Source organism: Cupriavidus sp. SS-3 (assembly GCF_035818815.1).
GTDB lineage: Bacteria > Pseudomonadota > Gammaproteobacteria > Burkholderiales > Burkholderiaceae > Cupriavidus > Cupriavidus taiwanensis_C.
Genome location: NZ_JAYLVT010000006.1, coordinates 250,920 through 276,899, shown reverse-complemented (window position 1 = coordinate 276,899; position 25,980 = coordinate 250,920). Strand labels below are relative to the sequence as shown.

The window sequence follows — 25,980 nt, the reverse complement described above, 5'->3', positions numbered from 1 at the left end:
GCCGGCCGGCCTTGACCCTCTCCACACCCCGATCCCCCTGCAGGAGATTGACACCATGACCTTCCGACCTTCCATCCTGGCCCGGCCGCACTGGCTGGCCGCCTTGCTGCTGAGCGCGGCGCTCGCCGGCTGCGGCGGCGACTCCGGCGAAGGCACCAGCGGCACTCCGGCCGCGGCGCCGACCACCCCCGGCGCGCCCGGCACCGGCGGCAACCCCGGCCAGGGGAACGGCAGCGACCAGCCTGGCGAGACCCCGGCCGTCAAGCCGCAGCTGCGCTGCGCGCCCTGAATCCGGCCTGGCCTGTCTACCTCCCCGCAACCATCCGGCACGAATCCAATGAACCCCCAAAGCAGACGCAACTTCCTCAAGCTCGCCGGCGGCAGCGCCGCCGCCACCGCCGCGCTGGCGGCCTTCCCGCCGTCGATCCGCCGCGCGCTGGCGATCCCGGCCAACAACGCCACCGGCACCATCCGCGACGTCGAGCACGTGGTCATCCTGATGCAGGAGAACCGCTCGTTCGACAACTACTTCGGCACGCTGCGCGGCGTGCGCGGCTTTGGCGACCGCTTCCCGATCCCGCTGGCGGGCGGCCTGAACGTCTGGCAGCAGACCTATGCCAACGGCAGCACCACCCGCACCGTGCTGCCCTACCACCTGGACAGCAGCGCCGGCAATGCGCAGCGCGTCAGCGGCACCCCGCACTCCTATCCGGACGCGCAGAACGCATGGGACCTTGGCCGCATGAACAAGTGGCCCACCTACAAGCAGACGCAGTCGATGGGCTTCTACACCGAGGCCGAACTGGATTTCCAGGTGGCGCTGGCCAATGCCTTCACGCTGTGCGACGCCTATCACTGCAGCTTCCATGGCGGCACCAACCCCAACCGCCTGTTCCACTGGACCGGCACCAACGATGCGGCCGGTGACTTCGGCGGCCCGGTGATCGACAACAGCGGCGACTCGTTCACGGGCTCCAACACGCCCTACACCTGGAAGACCTACCCGGAGCGGCTGGAAACCGCCGGCGTGAGCTGGAAGGTCTACCAGAACATGCCGGACAACTTCACCGACAACCCGCTCGCGGGCTTCAAGCAATATCGCGACGCCAATGCCGCGCGCGGCAACCAGCCCAACGGCAGCCCGTATCCGCCGTACACCAGCGCCGATGATGCGGTCAGCCCGCTGCTCAAGGGCGTGGCCAACACCATGCCCGACGGCGGCTTCCTGCAGGCGCTGCGCGACGATATCGCCGCGGGCAAGCTGCCGCAGGTGTCGTGGATCGTCGCGCCGGCCACGTATTCGGAGCATCCCGGACCGTCCAGCCCGGTGCAGGGCGCCTGGTACACGCAGGAAGTGCTCGACGCCCTGACCGCCAATCCCGCGGTCTGGAGCAAGACCGTGCTGCTGATCAACTTCGACGAGAACGACGGCTATTTCGACCACCTGCCGCCGCCGTGCGCGCCGGCCTATGACGGCGACACGCTGGCTGGCGCCACCACCCTCGACCCGGCTCAACTCAAGCCGGAGTACCACGTCGACAAGCGCCCCTACGGCCCCGGCCCGCGCGTGCCGATGTACGTGGTCTCGCCCTGGAGCCGCGGCGGCTGGGTCAACTCGCAGGTGTTCGACCACACCTCGGTGCTGCGCTTCCTGGAAGCGCGCTTCGGCGTGGCGGAGCCCAATATCAGCGGCTTCCGTCGCGCGGTGGCGGGCGACCTGACCTCGGCCTTCAATTTCGTCAGCCCCAACACCAACCCCCTGCCGGACTTGCCCAGCCGCGACAAGGCCAGCGCCGACGCCATCCGCACCGCGCAGGGCGTTCTGCCGCAGGTGCCGCTGCCCCCGGCCGGCAGCCAGCAGATGCCGCAGCAGGACTCCGGCACGCGCCCGTCGCGCGCCCTGCCCTATGAACTGCACGTCAGCGCGCGCGAAGACGCCCGCGACCAGCGCGCGGTGTGGCTGCTGTTCAGCAACACCGGCACGGCGGCGGCGGTGTTCCACGTCTACGACCGGCTGCACCTGGACCGCGTGCCGCGCCGCTATATGGTCGAGCCCGGCAAGGAGCTGCATGGCAGCTGGGACGTCTTTGCCAGCGACGGCGGCAAGTACGACCTGTGGGTGCTGGGCCCGAACGGATTCCACCGCGCCTTCCGCGGCGACGTGGCGGCGGTGACCGCGGCCGGAGCCAGCGCGCCGGAGATCCGGGTCTGCTATGACATCGCCAACGCCGCGGTGTACGTGGACATGATCAACACCGGCAGCGCTCCGTGCACGTTCACGGTCCAGGCCAACGCCTATCGCACGGACGGCCCGTGGACCTACGAGGTGCCCGCCGGCATGCAGCTGCAGCAGCACTGGCCGGTGGCGCGCCAGGGCAACTGGTACGACTTCACCGTCACCGCCGCGCAAGGCGGCTTTACGCGCCGCTTTGCCGGGCGCATCGAAACCGGCAAGGACGGCGTGTCGGATCCGGCGATGGGTGCGGCCGGCTGACGCAACCCGTCGACCCGGCACAACGCCAGGCCCCGCCCCGGCCGGTCCCAAGCGGACCGGCCCGGGCGGGCGTAGCCGTTTTGTCATATTGGGCCGCTAGACTGCGCGGTCGTCCGGCCCGGTCCGGACCCTTCCCCCCAACTCCGCGCGGATGACCATGCTAGGCGACCTGCTGATGACCTTTTTCGAAGTGGCGCGCCAGGGCAGCATCACCATGGCGGCGCGGCAGTTGCGCGTGAGCCAGCCCACGGTCACGGGACGCATCCGCCAGCTCGAGGAAAGCTACGGGGTGGAGCTGTTCCATCGCCGCGCCAGCCGCGTCGACCTGAGCGACATAGGCGTGGCCCTGATGCCGGTGGTCGAGCAACTGATGCAGCAGGAAGGCAATGCCGACTACCTGTTGCGCAACGCGGGCAACCTGCGCTTTGGCAACCTGCGCATCGGCGCCACCGGGCCGTATTACATCCTGCGCGCGGTGGCGGCGTTCCGGCAGCGCTACCCGGCGATCGACGTGAGCCTGGATATCGGCAACTCGCAACAGATGCTCGAAGCGCTGTTCGAGTACCGCATCGACGCGGCGGTGTCCTCGCATCCGGTGGACGATGACCGCCTGGCCTGCATCCGGCTGGCGAGCGACCCGATGGTGCTGGTGGTCCATCCCGACCATGCGCTGGCGCGGCTGGCGCAGATCGACCTGCCGCAGTTGCGCGGCTACCACCTGCTGGTGCGCGAGCACGGCTCGATGACCCGCAAGACGATCGAAACCGCGCTGGCGGCCTGCGGGCTGGAATTGCCGCCGCACACCGTGATCGGCAGCCGCGAGGCCATCTACGAGGCGATCCGCCAGGGCCTGGGCGCCAGCGTGGTGCCTCTGGGCGAGGTGCCGCGCGACCCGCTGCTGCGCGTGGTACCGTTTGCGTCGGGCGCGCCGGTCTTGCATGAATACCTGTATTGCCTGCAGAGCCGGCGGCAGACGCGGCTGGTCGGCGCCTTCCTGGATTGCGTGGCGCTGGACCAACCGGCCGCCGCGGTCCAGGCTGCCTGAAGCAACGCATGGTGGAAAAAGCGCCCAGGCCTGCCGCATTGCAGCCGCCGATGCCGGCATCGGAAAACTTCGGTCCTTCATCACCGCGCGGTCACCGCGCCGCGCCAAGCTTGGCGGTTTCGCCTACGGAGCCCTCCCGCATGCCTGCCGCACCTCGCCTCGCCCTGTTCGACCTGGACCACACCCTGCTGCCGCTGGACAGCGAGTACGAATGGGCGCGCTACCTGGTCGCAGTCGGCGGCGCCGACGCGGCCGAGATCGACGCGCACAACGCGCGCTGGCTGGCCGCCTACCAGGCCGGGCGCCTTGACTTTGCCGCCCATGCGCGCTTTGCGCTGGGGTTGCTGGCACGCCATCCGCGCCAGCGCCTGACGCAATGGCGCGCAGACTTCATGCGCGACGTGATCGTGCCCGCCATTCCGCCCGCCACGCGCGACCTGCTGGCCGGCCATCTCGGTGCCGGCGACCTGTGCTGCATCGTCACCGCCACCTGCCGCTTCATCACCGAGCCGATCGCGCGCGAGCTGGGCGTGCCGCACCTGCTGGCGGTAGAGGCCGAGCACGACGTGCACGGCGAATTCACCGGCGCGCTGGCCGGGGTGCCTGCCTATGGGCCGGGCAAGGTGCTGCGCGTGCTGGCGTGGCTAGATACGCTTGGCCTTGCGCACGCGGAACTGGCCAACGCCACCTTCTACAGCGACTCGCGCAACGACCTGCCCCTGCTGGAGAGCGTCGGCCACCCGGTCGCGGTCAATCCCGACCCGACCCTGCGCGACGCAGCCGGGGCGCGTGGCTGGCCGGTCATGCAGCTGTTCGCGGCGGCAGGCGTGCCGGCCGCCTGACCCATGCACCCGCGCGCCGACTTCCCGGAATATGACCAGTTGCGGACTTTGCTGGATGCCGGGAGCCACGTGCTCGATACGCAGGTGGTGTGCGAAACCACCGTCCAGGGCCACCGCTTTGGCGTGCATGTCGCCACGCTCGGCAGCCGCGACCCGCTCGCGCCGGCCATCGGCATCTTCGGCGGCATTCACGGGCTGGAGCGCATCGGCACGCAGCTGGTGCTGGATTACCTGCGCTCGGTGCTGTCGCGCCTCGCCTGGGACGAACTGCTGCACCGCGAACTGCAAGCGGTGCGGCTGGTGTTCATGCCCATCGTCAACCCGGGCGGCATGTGGGCCGGCACGCGCGCCAACCCCAACGGCGTCGACCTGATGCGCAACGGCCCGCAGGATGCCGACGCGCGCGTGCCCTTCCTGGCCGGCGGGCAGCGCATCGGCGCCTGGCTGCCGTGGTACCGCGGCGCCGCCGGCGCGCCGATGGAGCTCGAAAGCAGCGCCCTGCTGCGCGTGGTCCGGCAGGAACTGCTGCCGCGCCCGCTCAGCTTTGCGGTGGATTGCCATTCCGGCTACGGCTGGCGCGACAGCATCTGGTTTCCGTACGCGCGCACGCGCCGGCCGATGCCGCACCTGGCTGAGATGTACCTGCTCAAGACCCTGTTCGAGCAGGCCCACCCGCATCATGGCTATACCTTCGAGCCGCAGAGCCACCAGTACCTGCTGCACGGCGACCTGTGGGACCATGCCTATGACCTGGCCCCGCGCGGCAACCTGTTCCTGCCGATGACGCTGGAGCTGGGCTCGTGGCTGTGGATCAAGAAAAACCCGCGCCAGCTGTTCTCGCGCGAGGGCATCTTCAACCCGATCAAGGCGCACCGCACCGCGCGCGTGCTGCGCCGGCATGTCAGCCTGTTCGACTTTCTGGGCCGCATCGCCTTTGCGTCGGACCGCTGGCTGCCCCGCGGCGCGCAGCGCGACGAACTGCTGCAGCAGGCACGCGCGCACTGGCACACGGAGCCGCCATGAGCCGATGGGTATTCTTGCGGGGACTGACGCGCGAATCGCGTCACTGGGGAACGCTGCCGGCGCGCTGGGAGGCGGCCGGGCTGGGACGCCCGCTGTTGCCTGACCTGCCCGGCAATGGCGCGCTGTCGGCGCAGCCCGCGCCGTGGCGCGTGCGCGACATGGTGACGGCGGTGCGGCGCCAGCTGAGCGCCGCCGGCGCGCCGGGACCGTACCGCGTGCTGGCCATGTCGCTGGGGGCGATGGCTGCGACCGAGTGGGCGAGCGCGTATCCGGAGGAAGTGAGCGGGCTGGTGCTGGTCAACACCAGCATGCGGCCTTTCTGCACGCCGGTGCAACGCCTGCGTCCGCGCAACTGGGGCAGGCTGCTGCGCGTGGCGCAGCGCTGGCGGGATCGCGCGTATTGCGAGCCGACCATCCACGCCATCACCTGCGCGCGCACCGACACGCAGGCCGCCGATGTTGCGCAGTGGCAGGCCATCGCGGCGGACGCCCCGGTCAGCCGGCAGGCGGCGCTGGCGCAATTGCTGGCCGCCGCGCGCTACTGCGCACCGGCGGAGCCGCCGCGCTGTCCGGTATTGCTGCTGGCCTCGGCGGCGGACCGCCTGGTCAACCCGGCCTGTTCGGCGCGAATCGCGCAGGCCTGGGACGTGCCCCTGCTGACGCACCACTGGGCCGGGCATGACCTGCCGCATGACGATCCGCAATGGGTATGCGATGCGGTCGCACGCGCCGGATCACGCTTCGGCTAGCGCCTCTTCCACCGGCATGGCGCTGACCAGCAGCGCCGCCGCGGCATCTGCGCGATCCCACGTACCGAACAGCCGCGCGCTGATCAGCCCGTTCTGCAGGGCGCCGAATACCACCTGCGCCAACTGTTGCGGCGGCAGCGAGAACGGCGCCGCGCCCCGGGCGGCGGCCTGTTCGAGCAGGCGCGCCAGCCATTGCTCGTTAAGGCGGGTAAAGTCCTGCATCGCGGCGCGCACGGTGTCAGGCATGGCCAGCACGTCGGCCGACAGCATCCCCACCACGCAGGCCTGGTCGGTGCAGGCGCCATCGCGCAGCGGCTGCAGGTATTGCCGCGCCTGCTCGGCGCACGGCAGGCTGGTATCGATGGCCTGCAGCCTTGCCCGCTTGCGCGCGCTGTATTCGCGCACCGCTTCGAGCACCAGGTCGTCCTTGGACGGAAAGTAATAGTGGATGCTCGAGGTCTTGACGCCGACCAGCTCGGCCAGGTCGCGGTAGCTGAAGCCGTTGAACCCCCGGCGGCGGATCAGCACCAGCGCGTGTTCGACCAGTTGCTCGCGTACGGTTGGGGTAGTCATGGCATCCACTCCTCGGCTTGCCACCGGGCCATTCAGGCCGGCAGCGTTTGTGCGATCAGCGTGATGAGGGACCCGCTTGCCAGGCAAAGCCCTACCCATCCGCCCAGGATCAGCGCAGTGTCACGCCAACGCATGATCGACTCCTGAAGCGGGGCCGCACCGTGACGGCCCGGTGTATGTCGATGGCCGGCGCCAGGCCGGCCGGCTCTCAGGCGATGGCGCCGTCGGTGTAGGGATCAGCCTTGCCGACGCGCGCACCGTCGGTGTACGGGTCGAAGCTGCGGGCCGGCCCGGCCGACACGCCGCTGCGGTCCAGGCCGGCTACCGTGCGGGCGCCGTCGGTGTACGGATCAGCCTTGCCCACGCGCGCACCGTCCGTGTACGGGTCGAAGCTGCGCGCCGGTTCGCCCGACACGCCGCTGCGGTCCAGGCCGGCGACCGTGCGGGCGCCGTCGGTGTACGGGTCGGGCTTGCCGACGCGGGCGCCTTCGGTGAACGGGTCGACGTTGCCGCTGCGGTAGTTGTAGCCGTAGCTGTCGGCCGGCACCGTGGCCGCGATCGTGCGCGCGCCGTCGGTGTACGAGTCGGTCTTGCCGACCCGTGCGCCTTCGGTGAACGGATCGAACTTGCCGCTGCGCGCACCCTCCGTGAACGGGTCGAACTTGCCGGTGCGGGCACCGTCGGTAAAGGCATCGGCATTGCCGACGCGGTAGCTGTAGCCGTACTTGTCGCCGGCGTTGGCGTTCACGCTGGCGGCCTGCGCCACACCGCCGACGAGCGCGGCGGCAAGGGTGGCGGCGGTGATCAGGGTCTTGGTGGTCTTGGTCATGATGGGCTCCTGGGTGCGATGATTCGTGATCGCGTCAATTCGGTATCAGTGGCTGTTGCAGTCGTTCTTCGATTCCGCATCTATCAGTAGATAGATAACCGGTCTCAAAAAAATGACCGCTTCCGGTCGTGCAATGGGACCCTGCGTTCCGCCTGGTCTTGCTTGTCGGTGGCGGTGCAGCGCTTCCATGGACTTGATACTATCTACTACTAGGTAGAGAGTCAAGGAAAAACATTTCTATCGATCCGATAGGTGTTTCGCATGACGCGTTACTCCCTTGTTTTTTAACTGATTTTCCGCAGGCAGCGGGCCACGCGGCGGCCCATAAAAAAACCGCCATGCGGCTTTAGCCACATGACGGCTTCAGACGCGCCACTGATATCGCGCGCAAACTCAACCGGATACCGCAGCCATCAGCGTGTCGGCAGCGGCTTCAACGCGGTCCGATGTGCCGAACAGGCGTGCCGCGATCAGCCCGCTCTGCAGCGAGCCGAATACCACCTGCGCCAGCCGCGCCGGCGGCACCGGGAACGGCGTGCTGCGATGCGGCTGGGCCCGCTCCAGCAGCCCGGCCAGCCATTTCTCGTTCAGCAGGAAGAAGCCCTGCAGCATCTTGTGCACGGATTCGGGCAGGCACAGCGTCTCGGTCGACAGCATGCCGCACAGGCAGATCTGGTCCGAGCCGCAGCTGGCGCGGAATGGCGCCAGATAGATGGCGGCCTGCTCGGTGACCGGCAGCGTCGTATCGATGCCGTTGATGCGCTCGGCCAGGCGGGCGCTGTATTCCTTCACCGCTTCCTGGACCAGGTCTTCCTTGGTCGGAAAGTAATAGTGGATGCTGGAGGTCTTCACGCCTACCAGTTCCGCCAGGTCGCGGTAGCTGAAGCCGTTGAAGCCGCGCCGCCGGATCAGGATCAGGGTGTGCTCGAGCAATTGCTCGCGTACGGATTGGGTTTTCATGCAAGCAGTTTATCTACGCGAAGATAGACGCTCAAGTTGAAATGCCCCGGGGCTGGGGTAATTCCCTAGCCTCGGGGCACAGTGCACTACATGGGCGTTAGCCAGGCAGGACCTGCGCGGCGAAGGTAATCATCGAGCCACTCGTCACGCAGAGTACCAGCCATCCGCCAAGCAACAGGATGCTGTCACGCAAACTCATGATGGACTCCATCGGACGGCGGCCACGTGCCGCCATCGTAAGTTGTGGGCCGCCGGCCGATGCCGGCGGCAATCAGGCCAGGGCGCCGTCGGTGTAGGGATCAGCCTTGCCGACGCGCGCACCGCCGGTGTACGGGTCGAAGCTACGGGCCGGCTCGGCCGAGACGCCGATGCGGTCCAGGCCAGCCACGGTGCGGAAGCCGTCCGTGTACGGGTCGGTCTTGCCGACGCGTGCGCCTTCGGTGAACGGATCGAACTTGCCGCTGCGCGCACCCTCCGTGAACGGGTCGAACTTGCCGGTGCGGGCGCCGTCGGTAAAGGCATCGGCGCTGCCGACGCGATAGCTGTAGCCGTACTTGTCGCCGGCGTTGGCGTTCACGCTGGCGGCCTGCGCCACACCGCCGACGAGCGCGGCGGCAAGGGTGGCGGCGGTGATCAGGGTCTTGGCGGTCTTGGTCATGATGGGCTCCTGGGGTGCGATGGTTCGGGATCGCGTCAAATTCTGTGTTGGTGGCGATTCAGTGGGTCGCTTTCCAGGCTTGCATCTACTAGTAGATAGACTTCCGGGCCTGAAAAAATGACCACTCAGGTCATGCAATGGAATCGCCACTTTCCGCGCCTTGTTGCTTTCTTTGGCGGTGCAGCGGTGCCATGGATTGAATGCTATCTACTGATAGGTAGATAGTCAAGGAAAAAGATTTCTATCGAAGGGATAGCCGCTTCGCACCCGCCCGGGAAAAGCGCTTCCGAATGAACAATTCTTCACTTGCAGAGCCCGGCCTGCTAGCCTGAAGAAAATGAATCCCGACCCCCGCCCCCCTTCTCAAAGCGCGCGTCACCGATGGCTGGCCGCGGCAGCAGGCATGGCCGTGGTGGCCGGGGTCGCGCGGCATCTGCTGTTTCGTGCGCTGGAGCGCAAAGCCTTTGTCACGCCGACGGATGAGACAAGCCTGGCGGAGCCCCCCGACAATTCAGCCCCTATGGTGCGGCACGCCACCTTCGCCAGCGGCGACCGCATCCTCCACGCGGCCTTCATGCCGGTGGCAGACCCCGAGGCACCGGCCCTGATGGTGTGCCATGGCGACAACGAATCCCTGCCGGACTGGGCGCCGGTGCAGGCCATGCTGGCCGATGCGGGCATCGCTTCCTATGTGTTCGACTACAGCGGCTATGGGCGCAGCACCGGGCGGCCAAGCGTGCGCCGGCTGCGGCAGGATGCACTGGTTGCCTATGGACAGTTCATCGCCGCCACCCCGCAATCGAAACGGCGCGTGGTGCTGGGACATTCGCTGGGATCGGGCATCCTGCTCGATGTGGCGCGGCGTTTCGATCCGCAGCCGGATGGCTATGTGATAGCCGCGGGCTTCAGCTCGGCGCGGCTGGCCGCGGTGCAGACCGGGCGCATTCCCGCATGGGCTGCGTGGCTGCTGCCGGATCCGTGGAACAACGCGGCGCGCGCCAGCAAGCTGGAACGGCCGCTGCTGGTGGTGCACAGCCGTGACGACGTGGTCATCGTGCCGCCCCACGCGGAGCGCGTGGCAAGCGCCGCCAGGCATCTGCATGCGCTGGTCATGCACGATGCCATGCCGCACGATGCGGCCATATTGCCGGAGCATATCGACACCTTCTGGCCGCCGATCCTGCGCTTCATGCACGCACACGCAACCGGCCCCGAAGCGCCATTGAAGCAAGCGCGTGATGCCGGGCACATCATGGCCGATTAATCTAACGTAGAGTCCCGCAAGCGGCAATCATCCTTGTGGGCGAGGCGCCACGGCCAAGTGTCCGAGGGACGCTGTCGCGATTTCTTGTCTATATTTGTCCTCATGGCGAAAGCCCGCAAACTCGCTGTTGACAGCACTGGAGGTACTGCCATGCGTTGGCTTGCAAACTTGTTCAGTCCGCCGACCCCGGAAAAAATCGCCGAAAGGGAACTGCAAGACATGAGGCTGACGCTATTCCAGGCCGAACGGCGCCTGCTCGAGGCACAGATGCAGGTCGCCTACTACCGCGACATGGTGGCGTTCCTGGAAGATGTCGCGGCCAAGGGCGTCGAAGACGTGGTCGACAAGCGCCGCGCCACACCGCCCGCCATGCCCGAGCTGCCGGCGCGCACGCCCGGCCTGACCACGGTGCCGATCGTTCCGTCCGCGGCCTGAAGCCGCCCCCATGCATTGGCGCGTGCCCGGGCATGCGCCAATGAAGGTCCGGACCTGTGCGATACTCGCGCTGCCTGACGTCCGCGTGGCGCAGGCAAACCCTCCACAGGAACCGGCCCCATGAGCGAACTGCTGCCCGCGATCGAAATTGAAACCGCGCCCAATCCCGGCTGCGCCGTTATCTGGATGCACGGACTGGGCGCCGATGGCAGCGACTTCGCCCCGGTGGTGCCCGAGTTGCGGCTGCCGGCCGCGCCGGGCGTACGCTTTATCTTCCCGCATGCGCCGGCAATACCGGTGACCTGCAATGGCGGCTATGTCATGCCGGCATGGTATGACATCGTTTCCCTGGACCAGGCAGGCCGCCGCGCCGACGAGGCCGGCATCCGCGCATCCTGTGAGGCCATCCGCGCGCTGATCGCACGAGAAAATGCGCGCGGCATCCCGACCGGGCGCATCGTGCTGGCCGGCTTCTCGCAAGGCGGCGCCATCGCCTACACCGCCGGACTGACCCACGCGGAGCCGCTGGCCGGCATCGTTGCGCTGTCCACCTACATCCCCGCACCGGCGACGCTCGCTGCCGAAGCCAACCCGGCCAACGCGGCCACGCCGGTGTTCGCCGCCCATGGCACGCAGGACGACGTGGTGCCGCTGGCCATGGGCGTGGCCGCACGCGATTTCGTGCAGGCGCGGCCGAATCCGGTGACATGGCACACCTATCCGATGGGCCATGCGGTCTGCCTGGAAGAGATTGCCGAGATCGGCGCCTGGCTGGCTTCGCGCTTTGCGCAGGCCGGCGCCGCGCCCGCCTGACCGCCTTCGACATGACCACGGCCGGCCCGCTGCGCCGGTCCGCACCCAGCTGCAAGCATGACCCTCGCCCCACCCCGCCGGATCGATTTCAATACCCGCAAGGCGCTGCTGTTCGCGCTGGCCGCCGAACGCCTGTCGGCCTACTACGAACACCGCAAGTGGATGACCGATGCCCAGGGCGCCACGCTGGCCGGCGAATGGCTGTCGCGCTCGAAGCTGCAGTTGCCGCTGTCGGAACGGCGCCTGCTGTCCGAACTGAGCGACCAGTTTGCGCGGCAGCTCGCCGAGACCCTGTCGCGCGAAGCCGGCCTCTATGCCGCGCACGAGATGATGGAAGCGCTAGACCCCAACTACCAGTCCGCGTTCGCCTACGACATGCTCGAGGAATGCGAGCGGCTGCTGCACGAGCACGGCGTCACGGAATAAGGACGACGGCCGGAAGGCCTGCAAAGCGGCTGCGTTTGCAAAGGTTGACAATCGCCCGGCGTACGCGCGCTTAAACTTCGCGCACCAATGACGCCCCACTGTCCGCCACCATGGAACGCAAGCACTGCCTGGCCTGGATTGCGCTGAGCATGATCGCGGCAGCCTTGCTGACGCTGCTGTGCCTGATCCTGAACGACCACGCCGAGACCCAGGCGCAGAAGCGCGTCGAGCAAATGGCTGTCCGCGTCAAGCCGGCCGGCGCTGGCCTGATCCAGGCCAATGCCCCTTCACCCTCGTCGCAGCGCCCTCAGCCGGCCCGGCATTCCGAACGACTGCAGCAGGCTAGCGCGCGCTGAGCCAGGGCAGGCGCGCCCCGGCCCGCAACTTCAGAACGACGACCACGTAGTTGAGAAGGATTGCGATGCGGGCCGGAGCGCGGGCTTGAGTGTAGACGCGCGCTTTCCCGGCAACTGCAAAGAATTGACAACGCCCTGGCCCGTGGGTCATGCAGCCGGTGCGGGCCATTGCAGCCCTGCCGCCGCAGCCAGCGCCTGGTAAGAGGTCGCCAGGTGATAGGGCGAGGTCGAGGGCATCTCCGCACGCACCACGTCGCCGGTCGGCGCCAGGCACTCATGCCAGCCTTGCGCGGACAGGAAACGGTTGCGGAACTGCGCGGCCCAGTCTGCCAGCGTAGCCAGCGACTGCGCCGAGCCTTCCACTGCCAGCGCGCGCGCGAACTCGGTCTGCGCCCAGATGCGCTCGGTGCCGTCGATCCGCGCGCCGCCCGCATCCAGCGCGGCGCAGACGCCCAGCGTGCCCGCCGCCACGCCATGCTGCTGCGCGAACGCGAAAGCGCGGCGCAGGGCATCGGATAGCGGCAGATCGCCAAACAGCGCGGGCCTTCCGGCCACCAGCGAAAACCATTCGAACTGGTGCCCCGGTTCGATGCAGTTATCCGCGCTGCCTTGCGGCAGCTCCGCCACGCAGCCGCTGGCGGTATCGACAAAACGCTCGTGCACCGCCATCGCAATCTCGCGCAGCCGTTCCGCATACCACTCGTCGCCGGTAGCATCCAGCGCGGCCAGGTAGGCCTCGGTCAGGTGCATGACCGGGTTCTGCAGCACGCCCGCCCCCTTGTGCCGGAAGTGTTCGGTCAGTGCGGCGTGGTACAGGCCTTGTCCGTCGGCGAAGCGATCCTCGACGATGTCGACGGTTTCATCGAGCACCTCCAGCGCATCCGCGTTGCCGAAGCGCGCGTAATACGCGGCGCAGGCAAAGATCACGAAGGCATGGGTATAGAGGTCGCGTGTGCTGTCCAGCGGCGTGCCGGCAGGGTCGACACTGTAGATCCACGCGCCCTCTCCATTGCCGAAGTAGGCCTGCAACGAGCCGAACAGGGTATCGGCATGCCCCTGCTGGCCCGCCAGCGAAAACACGTACAGCTGGCGCGCGCACGCCATGGCGCGATAGCGCAACGGCGGCAGCGGCGCGGCGCTGGCGCCGTCGAGCGCTTCATAGGGCAGCAGCAGGTCGGGATTCCAGCCGGAGGCGGTCCACAGCGGCAGCACGACGGCATCGTAATGTGCCGTCAGGGCGGCGATCCGTTGGTTGAGCTCGGGCGAGAGAGGCATGTTCAGGCGACAAGATCCGGCGCGGCGATTGCCGCAAAGGCCGTATCTTGCCATGGCGCGCCCGCAATGCCTCATGGCATTTGCGGCTGGCACTTGCTAGCATCAATGCGCCTACCTGCGAACGGGAGACACCCATGTCGACTTTGCCTCTCACGCTGACCGACAATCACCGCACCCTGGTGCTCCATGTCCTCGAGGACGCACCGGGCCAGTTCACCTGGCGCATCGTCATGGAAGAACGGTGCGGCGCCGCCGACGAGGACTGCACGGTCGCGGCACCGGGCACCTACCGGTCCTATGCGGAAGCCGAAGCCGCGTGCTGGGCCGCCGGCAACGGCATCCTGAACGGCCCACGCGCCGCAGGCGAACTGCGCATCACCTGATACCCGCGAAATTCCGCGATTCACTTGCACTACGCGCCGCGTGACCTAGTCTGGAAGCGTGGCAGTGGCAACGCGGGCGATGCATTGCCCGCGATTCTTCATTCCGGCCACGTCCCGGGCACGCGCTGCTGCCCGGTGCGCTTTTCTGCCACCTGCCTGTCATCTTCCTGGCCTTTACTGACCTGGTCGCCATGCCGCCCCAAGAAACGGGTACGGTGGCCAGGGCCGCAGGAGCATGCAATGGACAAGCCGGTCGTCACGCCCCAGCGCTTCGTTGAACTGATGAACGAACGCCTCACCAAGCACCCGCTGTTCCGCGAGGGCATGCGGGTCTACGCCATTCCGCAGCACAGCGACCATCCGCGCAGCCTGGTCTGCGTGGGACCGCGCGGCACCGAATGCGTATGCGCCACCATCGAGAGCATCGTGCGCGGCGAATGCGAGGTCTTCCCCGACATCGGCCCGGACTGGCATCAACCGCCCAGGACCGCAACGCCGCCCGAGGTGCGGGCGCGCTGAACGGACGCGGCGCCGTATGGCGCCGCTTGCGTTTCAGACGTCGATGGCCGAATCCGACTTCACCTTGCGGCGCAGCTCGAATTTCTGGATCTTGCCGGTGGAGGTCTTGGGCAACGGTCCGAAGTAAACCGCCTTGGGCACCTTGAAGCCCGCCAGCAGCGTGCGGCAATGCGCGATCAGTTCTTCTGCGCTGACGCTGGCCCCGTCCTTCAGTTCGACAAAGGCGCACGGCGTCTCGCCCCACTTGGCATCGGGCTGCGCCACCACCGCGGCGGCCAGCACGGCAGGATGCCGGTAGAGCGCGTCTTCCACTTCCACGCTCGAGATGTTCTCGCCGCCGGAAATGATGATGTCCTTGCTGCGGTCCTTGATCTTGATGTAGCCGTCGGGCATGCATACGCCCAGGTCGCCGGTATGGAACCAGCCGCCGGCGAAGGCTTCGCGCGTGGCCTTCTCGTTCTTCAGGTAGCCCTTCATGCAGATGTTGCCGCGGAACATGATCTCGCCGATGGTCTCGCCATCGGCCGGCACCGGCTGCATCGAATCGGGATCGAGCACGGCCACCTGCGACTGCAGGTGATAGCGCACCCCCTGGCGCGCCTTCCTGACCGCGCGGTCCTGCTCTGACAGCGTGCTCCAGTCGTCCTGCTCGGCGCAGACCGCGGCCGGGCCATAGACCTCGGTCAGGCCGTAGACATGGGTGAGCTCGAAGCCCATCGCCTCCATCTGCGCCAGCACCGCGGCCGGCGGCGGGGCGCCGGCCACCATGCCGCGCACCGGCCCGCGCACGCCCTCGCGCCACGCAGCGGGCGCGTTGACCAGCGCGGTATGCACGATCGGCGCGGCGCAGTAGTGGGTCACGCCCTCGTCGCGCATCAGGTCGAACACGAGCTTGGGCTCGAACTTGCGCAGGCACACGTTGACGCCCGCGCGCGCCGCGACCGTCCACGGGAAACACCAGCCGTTGCAGTGGAACATCGGCAGCGTCCACAGGTAGACCGGATGCTTGGGCAGGTCCCACTCAAGGATGTTCGAGATGGCATTGATGGCCGCGCCGCGGTGATGGTAGACCACGCCCTTGGGATCGCCGGTGGTGCCCGACGTATAGTTCAGCGCGATCGCGTCCCACTCGTCAGCAGGCAGTTGCCATGTGTACGACGGGTCGCCGCCGGCGAGGAAGGCTTCATAATCGGTCTCGCCGAACGGCGCCGCCTGCGGACCCAGCACATCGTGCACGGCAATCACCTTCAGCCCCGGAAGCTCCAGCGCCATCTGCCGCGCCACGTCGGCAAACTCGGTATCGGCCAGCAGCACGCGCGCCTCGCCATGACGCAGCATGAACAGCAGGTTGGCGGCATCGAGGCGGATATTCAGCGCATTGAGCACGGCACCGGCCATCGGCACGCCGAAATGCGCTTCCACCATCGCCGGCGTATTCGGCAGCAGCGCGGCCACGGTATCGCCCTTGCCGACGCCGGCGCGTGCCAGCGCACTGGCCAGGCGCCGCGCGCGCGCATAGGTGTCGCGCCAGTTCTGGCGCAGCGGGCCGTGCACGATGGCCAGGCGGTCGCCATACACCTCGGCGGCGCGGACCAGGAAATCAATGGGAGTCAGCGGCACGAAATTGGCCGCGTTGCGGGCCAGGCCGCTGTCGAAATCGGTTGGCATTGCTGGTGTCTCCGCCTTGTCGGGTCAATCGGGCGCTGTCATTCGGGCGCCTTGCGGCGCTGTCACTTTTTCCGGCACAAGGCTATCATCGCACACGCCGGCGCACTGTCGTCGAGACGACAAAGCTGCCGCAAACCCGCGCCAGGCAAGGCTTACACGATTCTTACAGGATGCGGCGCAGCCCGCCCGTCCGTGCCATGAGCGAACCCGCACACCCCACTTCCCTCCCCGCCCCGGCGCCCGCCGCGGTGCTCGCCGGCCATGCCTGGTTCGGCGAACTGGCCGCGGCACACCAAGCCCTTGCCGCGCGCGAAACCCTGCTGCAGTCCTTTGCCGCGGGCTGCTTCATCGCCCGGCGCGGCGAGCCTTCGCGCCACTGGATCGGCGTCGACAGCGGCCTGATCAAGCTGGCGGTGTACACGCCGGATGGCCGTGGTTGCACCTTCTCTGGCGTGCCGGCCGGCGGCTGGTGCGGCGAAGGCAGCGTGATCAAGCGCGAAGACCGCCGCTATGACGTGATCGCGATCCGCGACTCGCAGGTGCTGCTGATGCCCGAGCCGGTCTTCAACACATTGCTGGCGCAGAGCCTGCCATTCGCCAGCTTTGTCGTGCGCCAGCTCAACGAACGCATGGGCCAGTTCATCGCCACCGTGCAGAACGACCGCCTGCTGGGTGCCGATGCGCGCGTGGCGCAGGCCATCGCCCAGCTGTTCCATCCGGACCTGTATCCGCGCACCAGCCCGGTCCTGGAGCTGTCGCAGGAAGAGATCGGCCTGCTCACCGGGCTCTCGCGCCAGCGCGTCAACCAGGCGCTGCGCCGGCTGGCCGATGCGGGCATGGTGCACCTGTCGTACCAAAGCATCCGCGTGACCGACCTGCCACGGCTGCGCCACTTCGGGATGTCTGACCTGTAACGCGGCCGCCAACCAGGGGCCGGGCCGGCCTTAAACCGCTGTCCGCGGCTTGCGCCGCCCGCGGAATCCTGCGACAGTTACCCGCCGCACCGCCGCCAGCTTCCGGGTCGTTTTCCGCATGCCGCTTGTCAGCCGTCACCACGTCCGCTTTGCCCGCCTGCGCTTTCCCTTTGCCGTCCATGTGCAAGCCCTGCACGGCACCGCCAGCCTGCGCGATGCCAACGCGCGGCGCGAAGTGCGGCCCGGCGATCCGTTCGTGGTGCACGCCTTCGCCCACTTCGATTGCGACCTGCCTGGCACCTGGCAGCAACCCTGCGCCGTCGTCCTGACCGCCGTGCCGGACAGCGACTGTCCGCGCCTGGCCGGCAAGCCCGCCGAACGCCCGTGGTCGCGCCAGTTCGCCGGCCTGGTCTTTTCCCGCCCCGACACCGACTGGAACGCCGAGCGCCTGGCGGCGCAATGGCAAGTGCCAGCGCGCCTGGTGCGCGCGCGCCTCTTTGCCGAAGGCGAGGCGCTGCATCCGCTGCTGCGCGAGCAACGCGCCGCGCATGCGCTGCACGCGCTGGCCAGCGCCGGCGGCCTGGTGCCCGCGCTGGACCAGCTGGCCACGCATGCGGGCCTGCGTTCAGCCAACGCGCTGGCGCGCGCCTGGCACGACTGGTTCGGCATCGACGCCATGCGGCTGCTCGAAGATTGCGGCGCTGGCGGCCGCACGCTCGCGCCCACGGCAACCTGGCCGGGGCTGGTACGGGCGGCTGCCTGATTGGTCCTTCCTTGGCGGCAAGCCGCCCGCCACGCCGCGCGTGGTTTGTCAATCACCTCAACGCGGGTTGGCCGCCATCAGGCACCTCACGGAAAATCGCGCCCGCGGGGCGGGTAAGCCGCCCCGTGGGCGGGGTCCAGCATGAGCCAGTGCTCCATCACGCAGCGCCCTGCCATAACAAAAACCACAGAAATCAATACAGGGATGAAAACAAAACATCTGTTTTTGACGGGTCTGGCGGCGGCCGTACTGACGGCCTGCGGAGGCGGCGGAGGAGACTCCACGACCACGGCACCCGCCGCTACAAAGATCACCGGCACCGCAGCCGTGGGCGCGGCGTTGGGCGGTGCCACGGTCCAGGCCAAATGCGCAACGGGCAGCGGCACGGCCACTACCGCCGCGGACGGAACCTTCACGCTCAGCATCGGTGGCGCCACGCGCCCATGCGTGCTCAGCGTCAAGACGCCTGACGGCACCACGCTGCATTCAGTGGTCGAGGCCGGCACCGGCACCACCGCCGTGGCCAACATCACCCCGCTGACCGAACTGGTAACCGCATCGCTGGCGCAGGGCAGCACCACGGCCTTCTTCGACCAGTTCGACGCCACCGCGCAGGCCAAGCTGACCTCCGGCAACCTGACCAGCGCCACAGAAGCGGTGCGCCTGGTGCTGACCGGCGTGGTGGACCTGACCAGCGTCGACCCGCTCAAGGATCCGCTGGTGGCCGCCAACGGCGCCAACGCCGGCAATGCCCAGGACAAGCTGCTGGACCAGCTGGGCGATCGCCTGGAAGCGTCGCAGACCACGCTGGGTGAGTTGTCCTCCGCGGTGGCTGCCAATGCCGACGCCGCGGCGGTCCAGACCGCGCTGCAGCCGGCGGCGTCGAGCTGCGCCGGGCTGAAGACGGGCAAATACCATGTGATCGGACTGGGCTCCGCGGCAGCGGAAGCCGGCGACCTCGACGCGGCCGCGCTCAAGCTGCAGGTCGGCAACGAGAGCGTCCCCTTCACCGCCGTTGCCAACGACAACTGCCGCTTCACCGTGCCGGGCACGAACGGGACCACCAATACCGTCATGGTGGCCAAGTCGGGCATCGCACTGGCAGTGCCGCCCGCAGGCCCGATGAGCGATCTGCCCACCCTGCTGCTGCCCGCACAGGCCGTTGCCCTGGCTGACCTGGCAGGCGACTGGAACGGTCTCGGCATGGAGCGGGACCACGGCGGGACCCCCTACGCATCGCGCCGCGTCACCTTCAGCATCGATGCCGCGGGCAAGCTGACCAAGGGTGCCGACTGCTCCGGCGTGAACACCTGCGAGGCATGGCTGCCGGAAGAACTGCCGACGCTCAGCGCCAACGCCGACGGCAGTTTCAGGATCACCGACAGCTTCGGCTCGCAGCTGGCCTATGCATTCAAGGGCACCGACGGCCAGGTGACGGTCGTCATCACCCACGACGATGGCTTCATGTTCGCCGCCAAGCAGGTGGTACGTCCCCTGCCGGTGGTGGGTGCGACCAATTCGTACTGGGACACGGTCATGCTTGGCGGCCTGGTGCCCACGCTGCAAAACGCCGGCACGTGGTCGACCGTCGTGACTGTGGTGGATGCGCAGACCGGCAGCTACACGCGCAAGCGCGTGGAAGACGGCCGCCTGGACAGCTGGAAGGTGAACAGCCCGGCCAACGGCCTGCGCTATCGTGCCGCCAGCAGCAACGCTTCCGAGATGATCTCGCTGGTTCCGGGCAATACCGGCCTGGGCCTGGGAATCGCCGTGAACGGATCGTTCTACGATATCTCTGTGAATCGCCCGTAACTTGCCCCGCGGGGCGCCGGCCCGGGCGTGTTATGCCCGGGCCTGGTAAAGCCGGTGCCGCCATGCGGTGCCGGCTTTTTTCTTTTACACCGGCACCTGGCGTGGCGCGCTCAAAAAAAATACCCACAGCCGGGTGGTAGTGGGTAACAAAAGTGGTGCGGGCACGTCGCGGAACTGCCCACGCTCGCATCTTTGCACCGGGTTTCCCGCGCGCCAATAATCTTTCCGGACTAGTTGCGCCCCCACACTGGTTGCATGGACAAGCGCCCGCGATTCTTGTTCAATGGATCGCTCCTCCGCCCCCTCCGTTCAATGCCCCACGCCCGCCTGCTGCTGATCGACGACCATACCTTGTTCCGCACCGGCCTGCGCCTGGTGCTGGCTGACAGCCCGAGCGTGGCGCATATCTTCGAGGCCGGTTCGGTCATGCAGGCGGTGCAGGACCACGGCGGCGCGGCGCTCGACATCATGCTGCTCGATATCCAGATGCCGGGCCTGAACGGCATCGAGGGCGTCAAGGTGTTGCGCCGGCATTTCCCGGCGGCGCGCATCCTGATCGTCTCGGGCACTTCGGGGCTGGAAACCATCCCGCCGGAAGTACGGCGCGAGATTTCGGGGTTCCTGCCCAAGTCCGCCGACGCACGCGAGATCGAGGAGGCGATCGCGTGCTGCCTGGCCGGCGGCACCCATTTTTCCGGCGAGGCCGATGCCGCGGCACCGCCCCAGCAAGCCTACGCGGCGAGCACGCTCACACCGCGCCAGCTGGAGGTGCTGCATCAGCTGACGCTCGGCCGCTCGAACAAGGTCATTGCCTACCATATGGGCCTGTCCGAGAACACCGTGCGCGTCCATGTGGCGGCCATTCTCAATCATCTCGGCGTGGTCAGCCGCGTTGAAGCCATCCTCGAAGCCCAGCGGCGCGGCCTGGTACAGGCGGTGCGATGACGGTGGAGACGAACGACCCGGCCGCCCCCGCGCGCAGCCCGCTGCGCTGGCTGCCCCGCTACGATGCGCCGCGCCTGCTCGCGGCGCAGATGAACCTGATCGACCAGAGCTTCGGCTGCGCGATGGCAGGCTGTTCGCTGGCAGCCCTCATCCTGGCGGTCGGCCTGACCCTGAACGGGGACCGCCCCGGTGCCCTGCCCTGGGCGGGCGCGATGGTACTGGTTTGCGCCGTGGCCTACTTTGGACGGCTGCGCTTGCCCGGGCGGCTGACCGAGGCCGGCGCCCCGCGCTATGCGCGCGGCATGACCGCCATGCTGGTGCTGATCGGCGCGCTGTGGGGACTGGTGGCGTGGCTATACCTGGACGTGCGCATGCCGGCGGTGGTGATCTGCATCCTGTCGCTGATCGCCGGGATGAGCGCTGCCGCGCTCGCGGTATTCTCGGCATGCCTGCCGGTGGCGATCGGTTTCTTCGTGCCGGCGATCGTACCGGTATGGATCACCTTCCTGGCCACCGGCGATATCGAATACTTGCCGATGTTCCTCGGCACGCCGCTGTACCTGTGCGTGCTGCTGGTCTTCGCGCGCAACTATGCGCGTGTGGCGCGGCAATCGATTGCGCTGCGCTTCGAGAACGTGGAACTGATCTCGCAGCTGCGCGAACAGACCGCGCGCGCCGAGGCCGCGCAGCACGCGGCCGAGGACGCCAGCCGCGCCAAATCGGTATTCCTGGCCTCCGCCAGCCATGACCTGCGCCAGCCGCTGCACGCGATGGGGCTATTCCTGGTATCGCTGGGCCGCACCTGGCTGGATGAACGCCAGCGCCAGTTGCTGGCGCATATCGAAGCGTCTTCCGGGGCCGCGCGCGAGATGCTGAACTCGCTGCTGGACTTCTCCAAGCTCGAGGCCGGCGTGATCACCCCGCGCGCGCGCGCGTTCCGACTCCAGCCCCTGCTGCACAAGCTGGAGAACGAGTTCGCACCGCAGGCCGAGGCGCGCGGGCTGGTGTATCGCACGCGGGATACCACCGTCACACTGCATGGCGACCCCACGCTGGTCGAACTGGTGCTGCGCAACCTGATTGCCAATGCCATCCGCTACACGCAGCAAGGCGGCGTGCTGGTGGCTTGCCGCCAGCGCGGCGTGCTGGCCACCATCGAAGTCTGGGACACCGGCATCGGTATCCCCGCCGCACAGCACCGCGACATCTTTCGGGAATTCCATCAACTGGGCAATCCCGAGCGTGACCAGCGCAAGGGGCTCGGGCTGGGGCTGGCCATTGTCGAAGGACTGGCGCGGACGATGCAGACGCGCGTGACCCTCGCGTCCAGCCCGGGGCGCGGCTCCGTGTTTCGCTTCAGCCTGCGGCAGGCATGGGAACCGCCGGAAGAGAGCCCGCTGGTGCCGGCAGCGCGCGCGCTCGATGGGCTCCGTGTGCTGGTGATCGATGATGACGAGGCCATCCGCAGCGCGATGTCCGAGCTGCTGTCGGCCTGGCGCTGCGAGTGCCGCACAGTCGAATCCGAAGAACAGGCGCTGGCGTCGCTGGCCGGGTTCACACCGGGGCTGGTTCTGGCCGACTACCGCCTGCGCGGACACCGTACCGGCCAGCAGGCGCTGGACGCGATCCGGCAGCGGCTGGGCCGGCACGTGCCGGCCATCATCATTACGGGGGATACTGCGGCCGACCGCCTGCGCACCGCGCACGCGACCGGCACGGCATTGCTGCACAAGCCGGTGGTCCCACAGGAATTGCAGGCGGCCATCGACACCCTGCTGCGGGAATTCCCGGCACAGGGCAGAGGCGCAGCGGACCGCCAGGCGGCGGTGACGTAGTGAACGACGCCCCGGTCACGCCGGGGCCAAGGCCATCAACCGCCCGAATGCAACGGCGACAGCGAATAGGCCAGCACCAGTCCCGCCACGATCGCCGGCGAGCCGAGCCTGATCGCCGTGCTGCGGGACAGTATGCCCAGATACACATACAAACACACCAGCACCATCGCAGTCACATACAGCAGGCTGTCATAGACTTGCATGGACGTCTCCCTTGCCATTGTTCTTATTGCTTTACTTCGGTGGGCTGCCAACGGGGCGGGATGCGTGGGGTATTGCGGAACTGCGTGGGGGCGCTCCGTTGACAGCATGCTATGGCTGTCTGTTGCAAGGATAGTCCGCACTTCGGCGGCGCGTGGCAATTATGGAAATCCCTCTGCGGCGCTGCACCAGCAGCGGGCAGCTCGGCTCAATCGGCCGGCAGCATCTCGGGGTTCCATGCAATTTCCCACAGATGCCCGTCCGGATCGTGGAAGTAGCCGGCGTATCCGCCCCAGAAGGTGTCCTGTGCCGGCTTGACCACGCTGGCACCCGCGCCCAGTGCCTGCGCCATCACCGCATCGACTTCGGCCTTGTCGGCGACGTTATGGGCCAGCGCGACATCGCTCAGCGCGCGCGGCGTTACCTGCAGTCCGGCATCATGCGCCAGGCTGGCGCGCGGCCAGAGCGCCAGCTTGAGGCCGGCCTGCAGGTCAAAGAACGCCACCGCGCCGTGCTCGAACTGCTCGCCGACAATGCCCGCGGTGGGCAGGCCGAGCCCGTCGCGATAAAAGCGCACCGCACGCTGCAAGTCATCGACACCCAGCGTAATCAGCGTAATCCTCGGTTTCATGGCGGTCCTCCACTATCATCGATTGCCTAGCGCTGCCCAAACGCCGCGCCGGCGAACAGGTCTTTCAGTTCGCGCGGCTGCGAACGCCAGTATTGCTTCGGCGCCTGCACGCTCGCACCCAGCCGCGCGGCGGCATGCCAGGGCCAGCGGGGGTCATACAGCATGGCACGGGCCAGCGATACCGCGTCGGCTTCCTGATTGGCGATGATGGCTTCGGCCTGCTCCGGCTCGGTGATGAGGCCGACTGCAATGGTCGGCAGTCCCACCTCCGCCTTCACCCGCTGCGCGTAGGGCACCTGGTATCCGGGCCCGAGCTTGATCGCCTGCTGCGGCGAGACCCCACCGGTGGTCACGTGGATCGCCGCGCAACCGCGCGCCTTCAGCACCTTCGACAAGGCGACTGTGCCTTCGATATCCCATCCGCCCGGCACCCAGTCGGTTGCCGAGATGCGCATCCATACTGGCCGCTGCGCCGGAAACGCCTCGCGCACGGCGTCGAACACTTCAATCGGGAAGCGCATCCGGTTCTCCAGGCTGCCGCCGTATTCATCGTCACGGTGGTTGGCCAGCGGCGACAGGAACTGATGCAGCAGATAGCCATGCGCGGCGTGGATCTCGATGCCATCCAGCCCCAGCCGCGCTGCGCGCCTTGCCGCGGCGACAAAGTCATCGCGCACCTTGTCCATCCCCGCGCGGTCCAGCGCCACCGGCGCGGCTTCCGCTGCGCCATGCGGCACCGCCGAAGGCGCCACCGCATGCCAGCCCAAGGGCGCGTCCGGGGCAATCTGCTGACCGCCGTCCCACGGCGCCTGGCTCGACGCCTTGCGGCCGGCATGCCCCAGCTGGATCGCGATGGCGATCGGGGAATGCGCGCGCATCGCGTTGACCACGCGGCCCAGTGCCGCCTCGTTGTCGTCCGAATACAGGCCCAGGTCATACGGCGTGATGCGCCCTTCCGCAGACACCGCCGTGGCCTCGACGATCAGCATGCCCGCGCCCGACAGCGCCAGCGAACCCAGGTGGATCATGTGCCAGTCGCCCGCATTGCCGTCGTGCGCGGAATACTGGCACATCGGCGCGATCGTGATGCGGTTGGCAAGGGTCAGGCCGCCAATGGCTAGCGGCTCGAACAGTTGGCTCATGCGTTGTGCTCCTAGCGGGAATCTTGTTGCCGTTGCGGACAGGAACTCTGATTCTAGGCCGATGCCGGCGTGGCTGCAGGCAGCGGCTCACGCTCGCGCAGGGCGCTGCGCAACCCATCCCAACACGAGCGCCAGCGCCACTGCCACCGCTCCGCAGCCAAAGATCAGCGCGTAGTTCTCCCGGGAATGCGCGAACATCCACGCATAGCCATACCCCGCCAGCGCCTGGAACAGCGCAAAGGCGCTGGTCGCATGGCTCCACGCCACGCGCTGCGCGACCGGGTCGTGCGGGAGCGTTTCCTGGATGGCACCAAGTCCCAGCGGGGCAATACCCGGCGTAAACGCACCGAGAACCACCGCCGCCACGCCGATCGCCACCGGATGACCGGAAAGCGCCAGCACCGCCGTGGCCAGCCCCTGCAGCAGCAGCGCGCCGCGGTAAGCCGCCCGGAAGCCGATCCGGTCGCCGGCAAAGCCGCAGACCAGCGGCCCCGCAATCGCGCCGATGCCATACAGCACCCAGTAAGACGCGCCCACGCTGCTGCCGCGGCCGAGCCCGCGTGCCACCAGGTCCACCAGCAGCAGCATCGTGGGCACCAGCCCGAAGGCATTGATCGCGTACTGGGCGTAAAGCCACCGCAGCTTGCGGCGGGCTTCCGGCAAGATCGCAGCCGAAGCGCTTGTCGCAGTGCCCGCGCTCGCCGGGGCACTGGGCAACTGGCCTGGCCAGCCGAACCAGCTCAACGCCGTCAGTGCCAGGGACAACGCCCCCAATCCCAGCCACGTCTCACGCAGGCCAAACTGCAGCAGATGCGGCACCAGCGTGCCGGAGGCCGCGATACCCAGGCCCAGCCCGAGAAAAATTGTCCCCATCACCAGGCCGCGCCGCGGCGCCGGGACATGCGGCAAGATCGACGTCGCCACCAGCACCATGATGCCGCCGCCCGCCAGCCCCGAAAGAAAACGCCACGCAAAAAACCAGGCCACCGACACCGGCCACGCGCAGGCAAAGAACGCCACCGTCGCCGCTACCATCAACCCGCGCAATACCGCCCGGTTCGACCAGACCGACACCAGCGGCCGACCCAGCAAGGCCCCTGCGAGATAGCCCGCAAAATTCGCCGCGCCCAGCGCCACTGTCTGCGCCGCGGGAAACCAGTGCGCCTGGATCAGCGGAGGCACCAGCGCGGTATAGGCGAATCGCGCAAGACCGATCGCCACCAGGCTGGCACAAAGACCGGCAAAGGCCGCGTAAAGGTCGCGCATGCTGAGCGGTGCTGCGGGTATGGCGCACTGCTGCGGCGCAGAGACAGGGCGAGACATGATGTTCTCCAGTAACCGCTTGCCTTGCGGCAGGCAAGACGGGGCCACCGCCCCCCGTGCATGGGGCCGGAAAAGGGATGCAGCTCACCCGCACACGGCCGG

29 protein-coding genes are annotated in these 25,980 nt (G+C 68.0%); 18 read left to right on the top strand and 11 right to left on the bottom strand.

The genetic code is table 11. The features are described from left to right. Positions 1 to 55: 55 nt before the first annotated feature. The 6 genes from U9J39_RS12400 to U9J39_RS12375 all read left to right on the top strand — a co-directional run bounded on the left by U9J39_RS12400 (position 56) and on the right by U9J39_RS12375 (position 6,153). Positions 56 to 289 carry a hypothetical protein gene (locus U9J39_RS12400; RefSeq protein WP_115683086.1) on the top strand — a complete coding sequence of 78 codons (234 nt, stop codon included), beginning with the start codon at positions 56 to 58 and terminating at the stop codon, positions 287 to 289. 48 nt (positions 290 to 337) lie between these two features. Further along, on the top strand, positions 338 to 2,494 hold the full coding sequence (locus U9J39_RS12395) for a phosphocholine-specific phospholipase C (RefSeq protein ID WP_326347160.1): 2,157 nt from the start codon (positions 338 to 340) through the stop codon (positions 2,492 to 2,494). 157 nt (positions 2,495 to 2,651) lie between these two features. Beyond that, positions 2,652 to 3,539: a LysR substrate-binding domain-containing protein gene (locus U9J39_RS12390; RefSeq protein WP_326347159.1), complete on the top strand. Its 888-nt coding sequence runs from the start codon at positions 2,652 to 2,654 to the stop codon at positions 3,537 to 3,539. A 140-nt stretch (positions 3,540 to 3,679) separates the two neighbouring features. Then, positions 3,680 to 4,381 carry an HAD family hydrolase gene (locus U9J39_RS12385; RefSeq protein WP_115683088.1) on the top strand — a complete coding sequence of 234 codons (702 nt, stop codon included), beginning with the start codon at positions 3,680 to 3,682 and terminating at the stop codon, positions 4,379 to 4,381. Between the two features lie 3 nt (positions 4,382 to 4,384). Then, a complete protein-coding gene (locus U9J39_RS12380) occupies positions 4,385 to 5,404 on the top strand; it encodes a M14 family zinc carboxypeptidase (protein ID WP_116314322.1) in 1,020 nt (339 codons plus the stop codon). Then, on the top strand, positions 5,401 to 6,153 hold the full coding sequence (locus U9J39_RS12375) for an alpha/beta fold hydrolase (RefSeq protein WP_115713395.1): 753 nt from the start codon (positions 5,401 to 5,403) through the stop codon (positions 6,151 to 6,153). Before U9J39_RS12380 ends, U9J39_RS12375 begins: the two co-directional genes overlap by 4 nt. Here U9J39_RS12375 and U9J39_RS12370 read toward each other — a convergent pair. The 4 genes from U9J39_RS12370 to U9J39_RS12355 form a co-directional block, all read right to left on the bottom strand. Further along, positions 6,139 to 6,726 (bottom strand): TetR/AcrR family transcriptional regulator, encoded by a 588-nt coding sequence (locus tag U9J39_RS12370; RefSeq protein ID WP_115683091.1) that lies wholly within the window; start codon positions 6,724 to 6,726, stop codon positions 6,139 to 6,141. The two genes, U9J39_RS12375 and U9J39_RS12370, sit on opposite strands and share 15 nt — an antisense overlap. 208 nt (positions 6,727 to 6,934) lie before the next feature. Continuing rightward, entirely contained in the window at positions 6,935 to 7,555 is a 621-nt protein-coding gene (locus tag U9J39_RS12365; RefSeq protein WP_326347158.1) for a copper resistance protein CopQ, read from the bottom strand. Positions 7,556 to 7,948: 393 nt separating this feature from the next. Beyond that, on the bottom strand, positions 7,949 to 8,515 hold the full coding sequence (locus U9J39_RS12360) for a TetR/AcrR family transcriptional regulator (protein ID WP_115713397.1): 567 nt from the start codon (positions 8,513 to 8,515) through the stop codon (positions 7,949 to 7,951). A 271-nt stretch (positions 8,516 to 8,786) separates the two neighbouring features. Then, positions 8,787 to 9,173, bottom strand: a complete 387-nt coding sequence (locus U9J39_RS12355; protein WP_326347157.1) for a hypothetical protein — start codon at positions 9,171 to 9,173, stop codon at positions 8,787 to 8,789. 337 nt (positions 9,174 to 9,510) lie between these two features. Between U9J39_RS12355 and U9J39_RS12350 the strand changes: the two genes are divergently transcribed. The 5 genes from U9J39_RS12350 to U9J39_RS12330 all read left to right on the top strand — a co-directional run bounded on the left by U9J39_RS12350 (position 9,511) and on the right by U9J39_RS12330 (position 12,467). Beyond that, positions 9,511 to 10,437: an alpha/beta hydrolase gene (locus U9J39_RS12350; RefSeq protein WP_326347156.1), complete on the top strand. Its 927-nt coding sequence runs from the start codon at positions 9,511 to 9,513 to the stop codon at positions 10,435 to 10,437. Between the two features lie 150 nt (positions 10,438 to 10,587). Continuing rightward, positions 10,588 to 10,872 carry a hypothetical protein gene (locus U9J39_RS12345; RefSeq protein WP_010812500.1) on the top strand — a complete coding sequence of 95 codons (285 nt, stop codon included), beginning with the start codon at positions 10,588 to 10,590 and terminating at the stop codon, positions 10,870 to 10,872. A 120-nt stretch (positions 10,873 to 10,992) separates the two neighbouring features. Continuing rightward, positions 10,993 to 11,685: an alpha/beta hydrolase gene (locus U9J39_RS12340; RefSeq protein WP_326347155.1), complete on the top strand. Its 693-nt coding sequence runs from the start codon at positions 10,993 to 10,995 to the stop codon at positions 11,683 to 11,685. Positions 11,686 to 11,742: 57 nt separating this feature from the next. Continuing rightward, positions 11,743 to 12,111, top strand: coding sequence for a hypothetical protein (locus tag U9J39_RS12335; protein ID WP_062803234.1), 369 nt, complete (start codon positions 11,743 to 11,745; stop codon positions 12,109 to 12,111). Between the two features lie 110 nt (positions 12,112 to 12,221). Further along, positions 12,222 to 12,467 (top strand): hypothetical protein, encoded by a 246-nt coding sequence (locus U9J39_RS12330; protein ID WP_115713402.1) that lies wholly within the window; start codon positions 12,222 to 12,224, stop codon positions 12,465 to 12,467. Positions 12,468 to 12,614: 147 nt separating this feature from the next. Here the strand turns inward: U9J39_RS12330 and U9J39_RS12325 are convergent, their stop codons facing one another. Continuing rightward, complete coding sequence (locus U9J39_RS12325) at positions 12,615 to 13,742, bottom strand: AGE family epimerase/isomerase (protein WP_326347154.1); 1,128 nt, start codon at positions 13,740 to 13,742, stop codon at positions 12,615 to 12,617. A gap of 134 nt (positions 13,743 to 13,876) precedes the next feature. Here U9J39_RS12325 and U9J39_RS12320 point away from each other — a divergent pair, with 134 nt between their 5' ends. Both U9J39_RS12320 and U9J39_RS12315 read left to right on the top strand, forming a co-directional pair. After that, positions 13,877 to 14,125 carry a hypothetical protein gene (locus tag U9J39_RS12320; protein ID WP_115713404.1) on the top strand — a complete coding sequence of 83 codons (249 nt, stop codon included), beginning with the start codon at positions 13,877 to 13,879 and terminating at the stop codon, positions 14,123 to 14,125. Between the two features lie 240 nt (positions 14,126 to 14,365). After that, entirely contained in the window at positions 14,366 to 14,644 is a 279-nt protein-coding gene (locus U9J39_RS12315) for a hypothetical protein (RefSeq protein WP_062803237.1), read from the top strand. Positions 14,645 to 14,677: 33 nt separating this feature from the next. Here U9J39_RS12315 and U9J39_RS12310 read toward each other — a convergent pair whose 3' ends face one another. Further along, a complete protein-coding gene (locus U9J39_RS12310; protein ID WP_326347153.1) occupies positions 14,678 to 16,312 on the bottom strand; it encodes an acyl-CoA synthetase in 1,635 nt (544 codons plus the stop codon). Between the two features lie 197 nt (positions 16,313 to 16,509). On the opposite strand from U9J39_RS12310, the gene U9J39_RS12305 reads away from it, so the two are divergent. Further along, positions 16,510 to 17,226: a Crp/Fnr family transcriptional regulator gene (locus U9J39_RS12305; protein ID WP_326347152.1), complete on the top strand. Its 717-nt coding sequence runs from the start codon at positions 16,510 to 16,512 to the stop codon at positions 17,224 to 17,226. A gap of 118 nt (positions 17,227 to 17,344) precedes the next feature. After that, positions 17,345 to 17,989: an AraC family transcriptional regulator gene (locus tag U9J39_RS12300; RefSeq protein WP_326347151.1), complete on the top strand. Its 645-nt coding sequence runs from the start codon at positions 17,345 to 17,347 to the stop codon at positions 17,987 to 17,989. A gap of 86 nt (positions 17,990 to 18,075) precedes the next feature. On the opposite strand, the gene U9J39_RS12295 is transcribed toward U9J39_RS12300, so the two are convergent. After that, entirely contained in the window at positions 18,076 to 18,414 is a 339-nt protein-coding gene (locus tag U9J39_RS12295; protein WP_326347150.1) for a hypothetical protein, read from the bottom strand. A gap of 22 nt (positions 18,415 to 18,436) precedes the next feature. Between U9J39_RS12295 and U9J39_RS12290 the strand changes: the two genes are divergently transcribed. From U9J39_RS12290 to U9J39_RS12280, 3 genes are all read left to right on the top strand, one after another. Beyond that, on the top strand, positions 18,437 to 19,801 hold the full coding sequence (locus U9J39_RS12290; RefSeq protein ID WP_326347149.1) for a hypothetical protein: 1,365 nt from the start codon (positions 18,437 to 18,439) through the stop codon (positions 19,799 to 19,801). A 312-nt stretch (positions 19,802 to 20,113) separates the two neighbouring features. Continuing rightward, entirely contained in the window at positions 20,114 to 20,746 is a 633-nt protein-coding gene (locus U9J39_RS12285) for a response regulator transcription factor (RefSeq protein ID WP_326347148.1), read from the top strand. Beyond that, on the top strand, positions 20,743 to 22,581 hold the full coding sequence (locus tag U9J39_RS12280) for an ATP-binding response regulator (protein WP_326347147.1): 1,839 nt from the start codon (positions 20,743 to 20,745) through the stop codon (positions 22,579 to 22,581). The genes U9J39_RS12285 and U9J39_RS12280 overlap by 4 nt, the downstream gene beginning before the upstream one ends. Positions 22,582 to 22,616: 35 nt before the next feature. On the opposite strand, the gene U9J39_RS12275 is transcribed toward U9J39_RS12280, so the two are convergent. From U9J39_RS12275 to U9J39_RS12260, 4 genes are all read right to left on the bottom strand, one after another. Beyond that, positions 22,617 to 22,784, bottom strand: a complete 168-nt coding sequence (locus tag U9J39_RS12275; protein WP_167330465.1) for a hypothetical protein — start codon at positions 22,782 to 22,784, stop codon at positions 22,617 to 22,619. 206 nt (positions 22,785 to 22,990) lie between these two features. After that, a complete protein-coding gene (locus U9J39_RS12270) occupies positions 22,991 to 23,413 on the bottom strand; it encodes a VOC family protein (protein WP_115713410.1) in 423 nt (140 codons plus the stop codon). 26 nt (positions 23,414 to 23,439) lie between these two features. Beyond that, positions 23,440 to 24,555 carry an NADH:flavin oxidoreductase/NADH oxidase gene (locus U9J39_RS12265; RefSeq protein ID WP_115713411.1) on the bottom strand — a complete coding sequence of 372 codons (1,116 nt, stop codon included), beginning with the start codon at positions 24,553 to 24,555 and terminating at the stop codon, positions 23,440 to 23,442. A gap of 87 nt (positions 24,556 to 24,642) precedes the next feature. Further along, the gene (locus U9J39_RS12260) at positions 24,643 to 25,821 is read right to left on the bottom strand and encodes a YbfB/YjiJ family MFS transporter (protein WP_326347146.1); all 1,179 of its coding nucleotides are present in this window, start codon (positions 25,819 to 25,821) and stop codon (positions 24,643 to 24,645) included. Positions 25,822 to 25,980 lie beyond the last annotated feature (159 nt).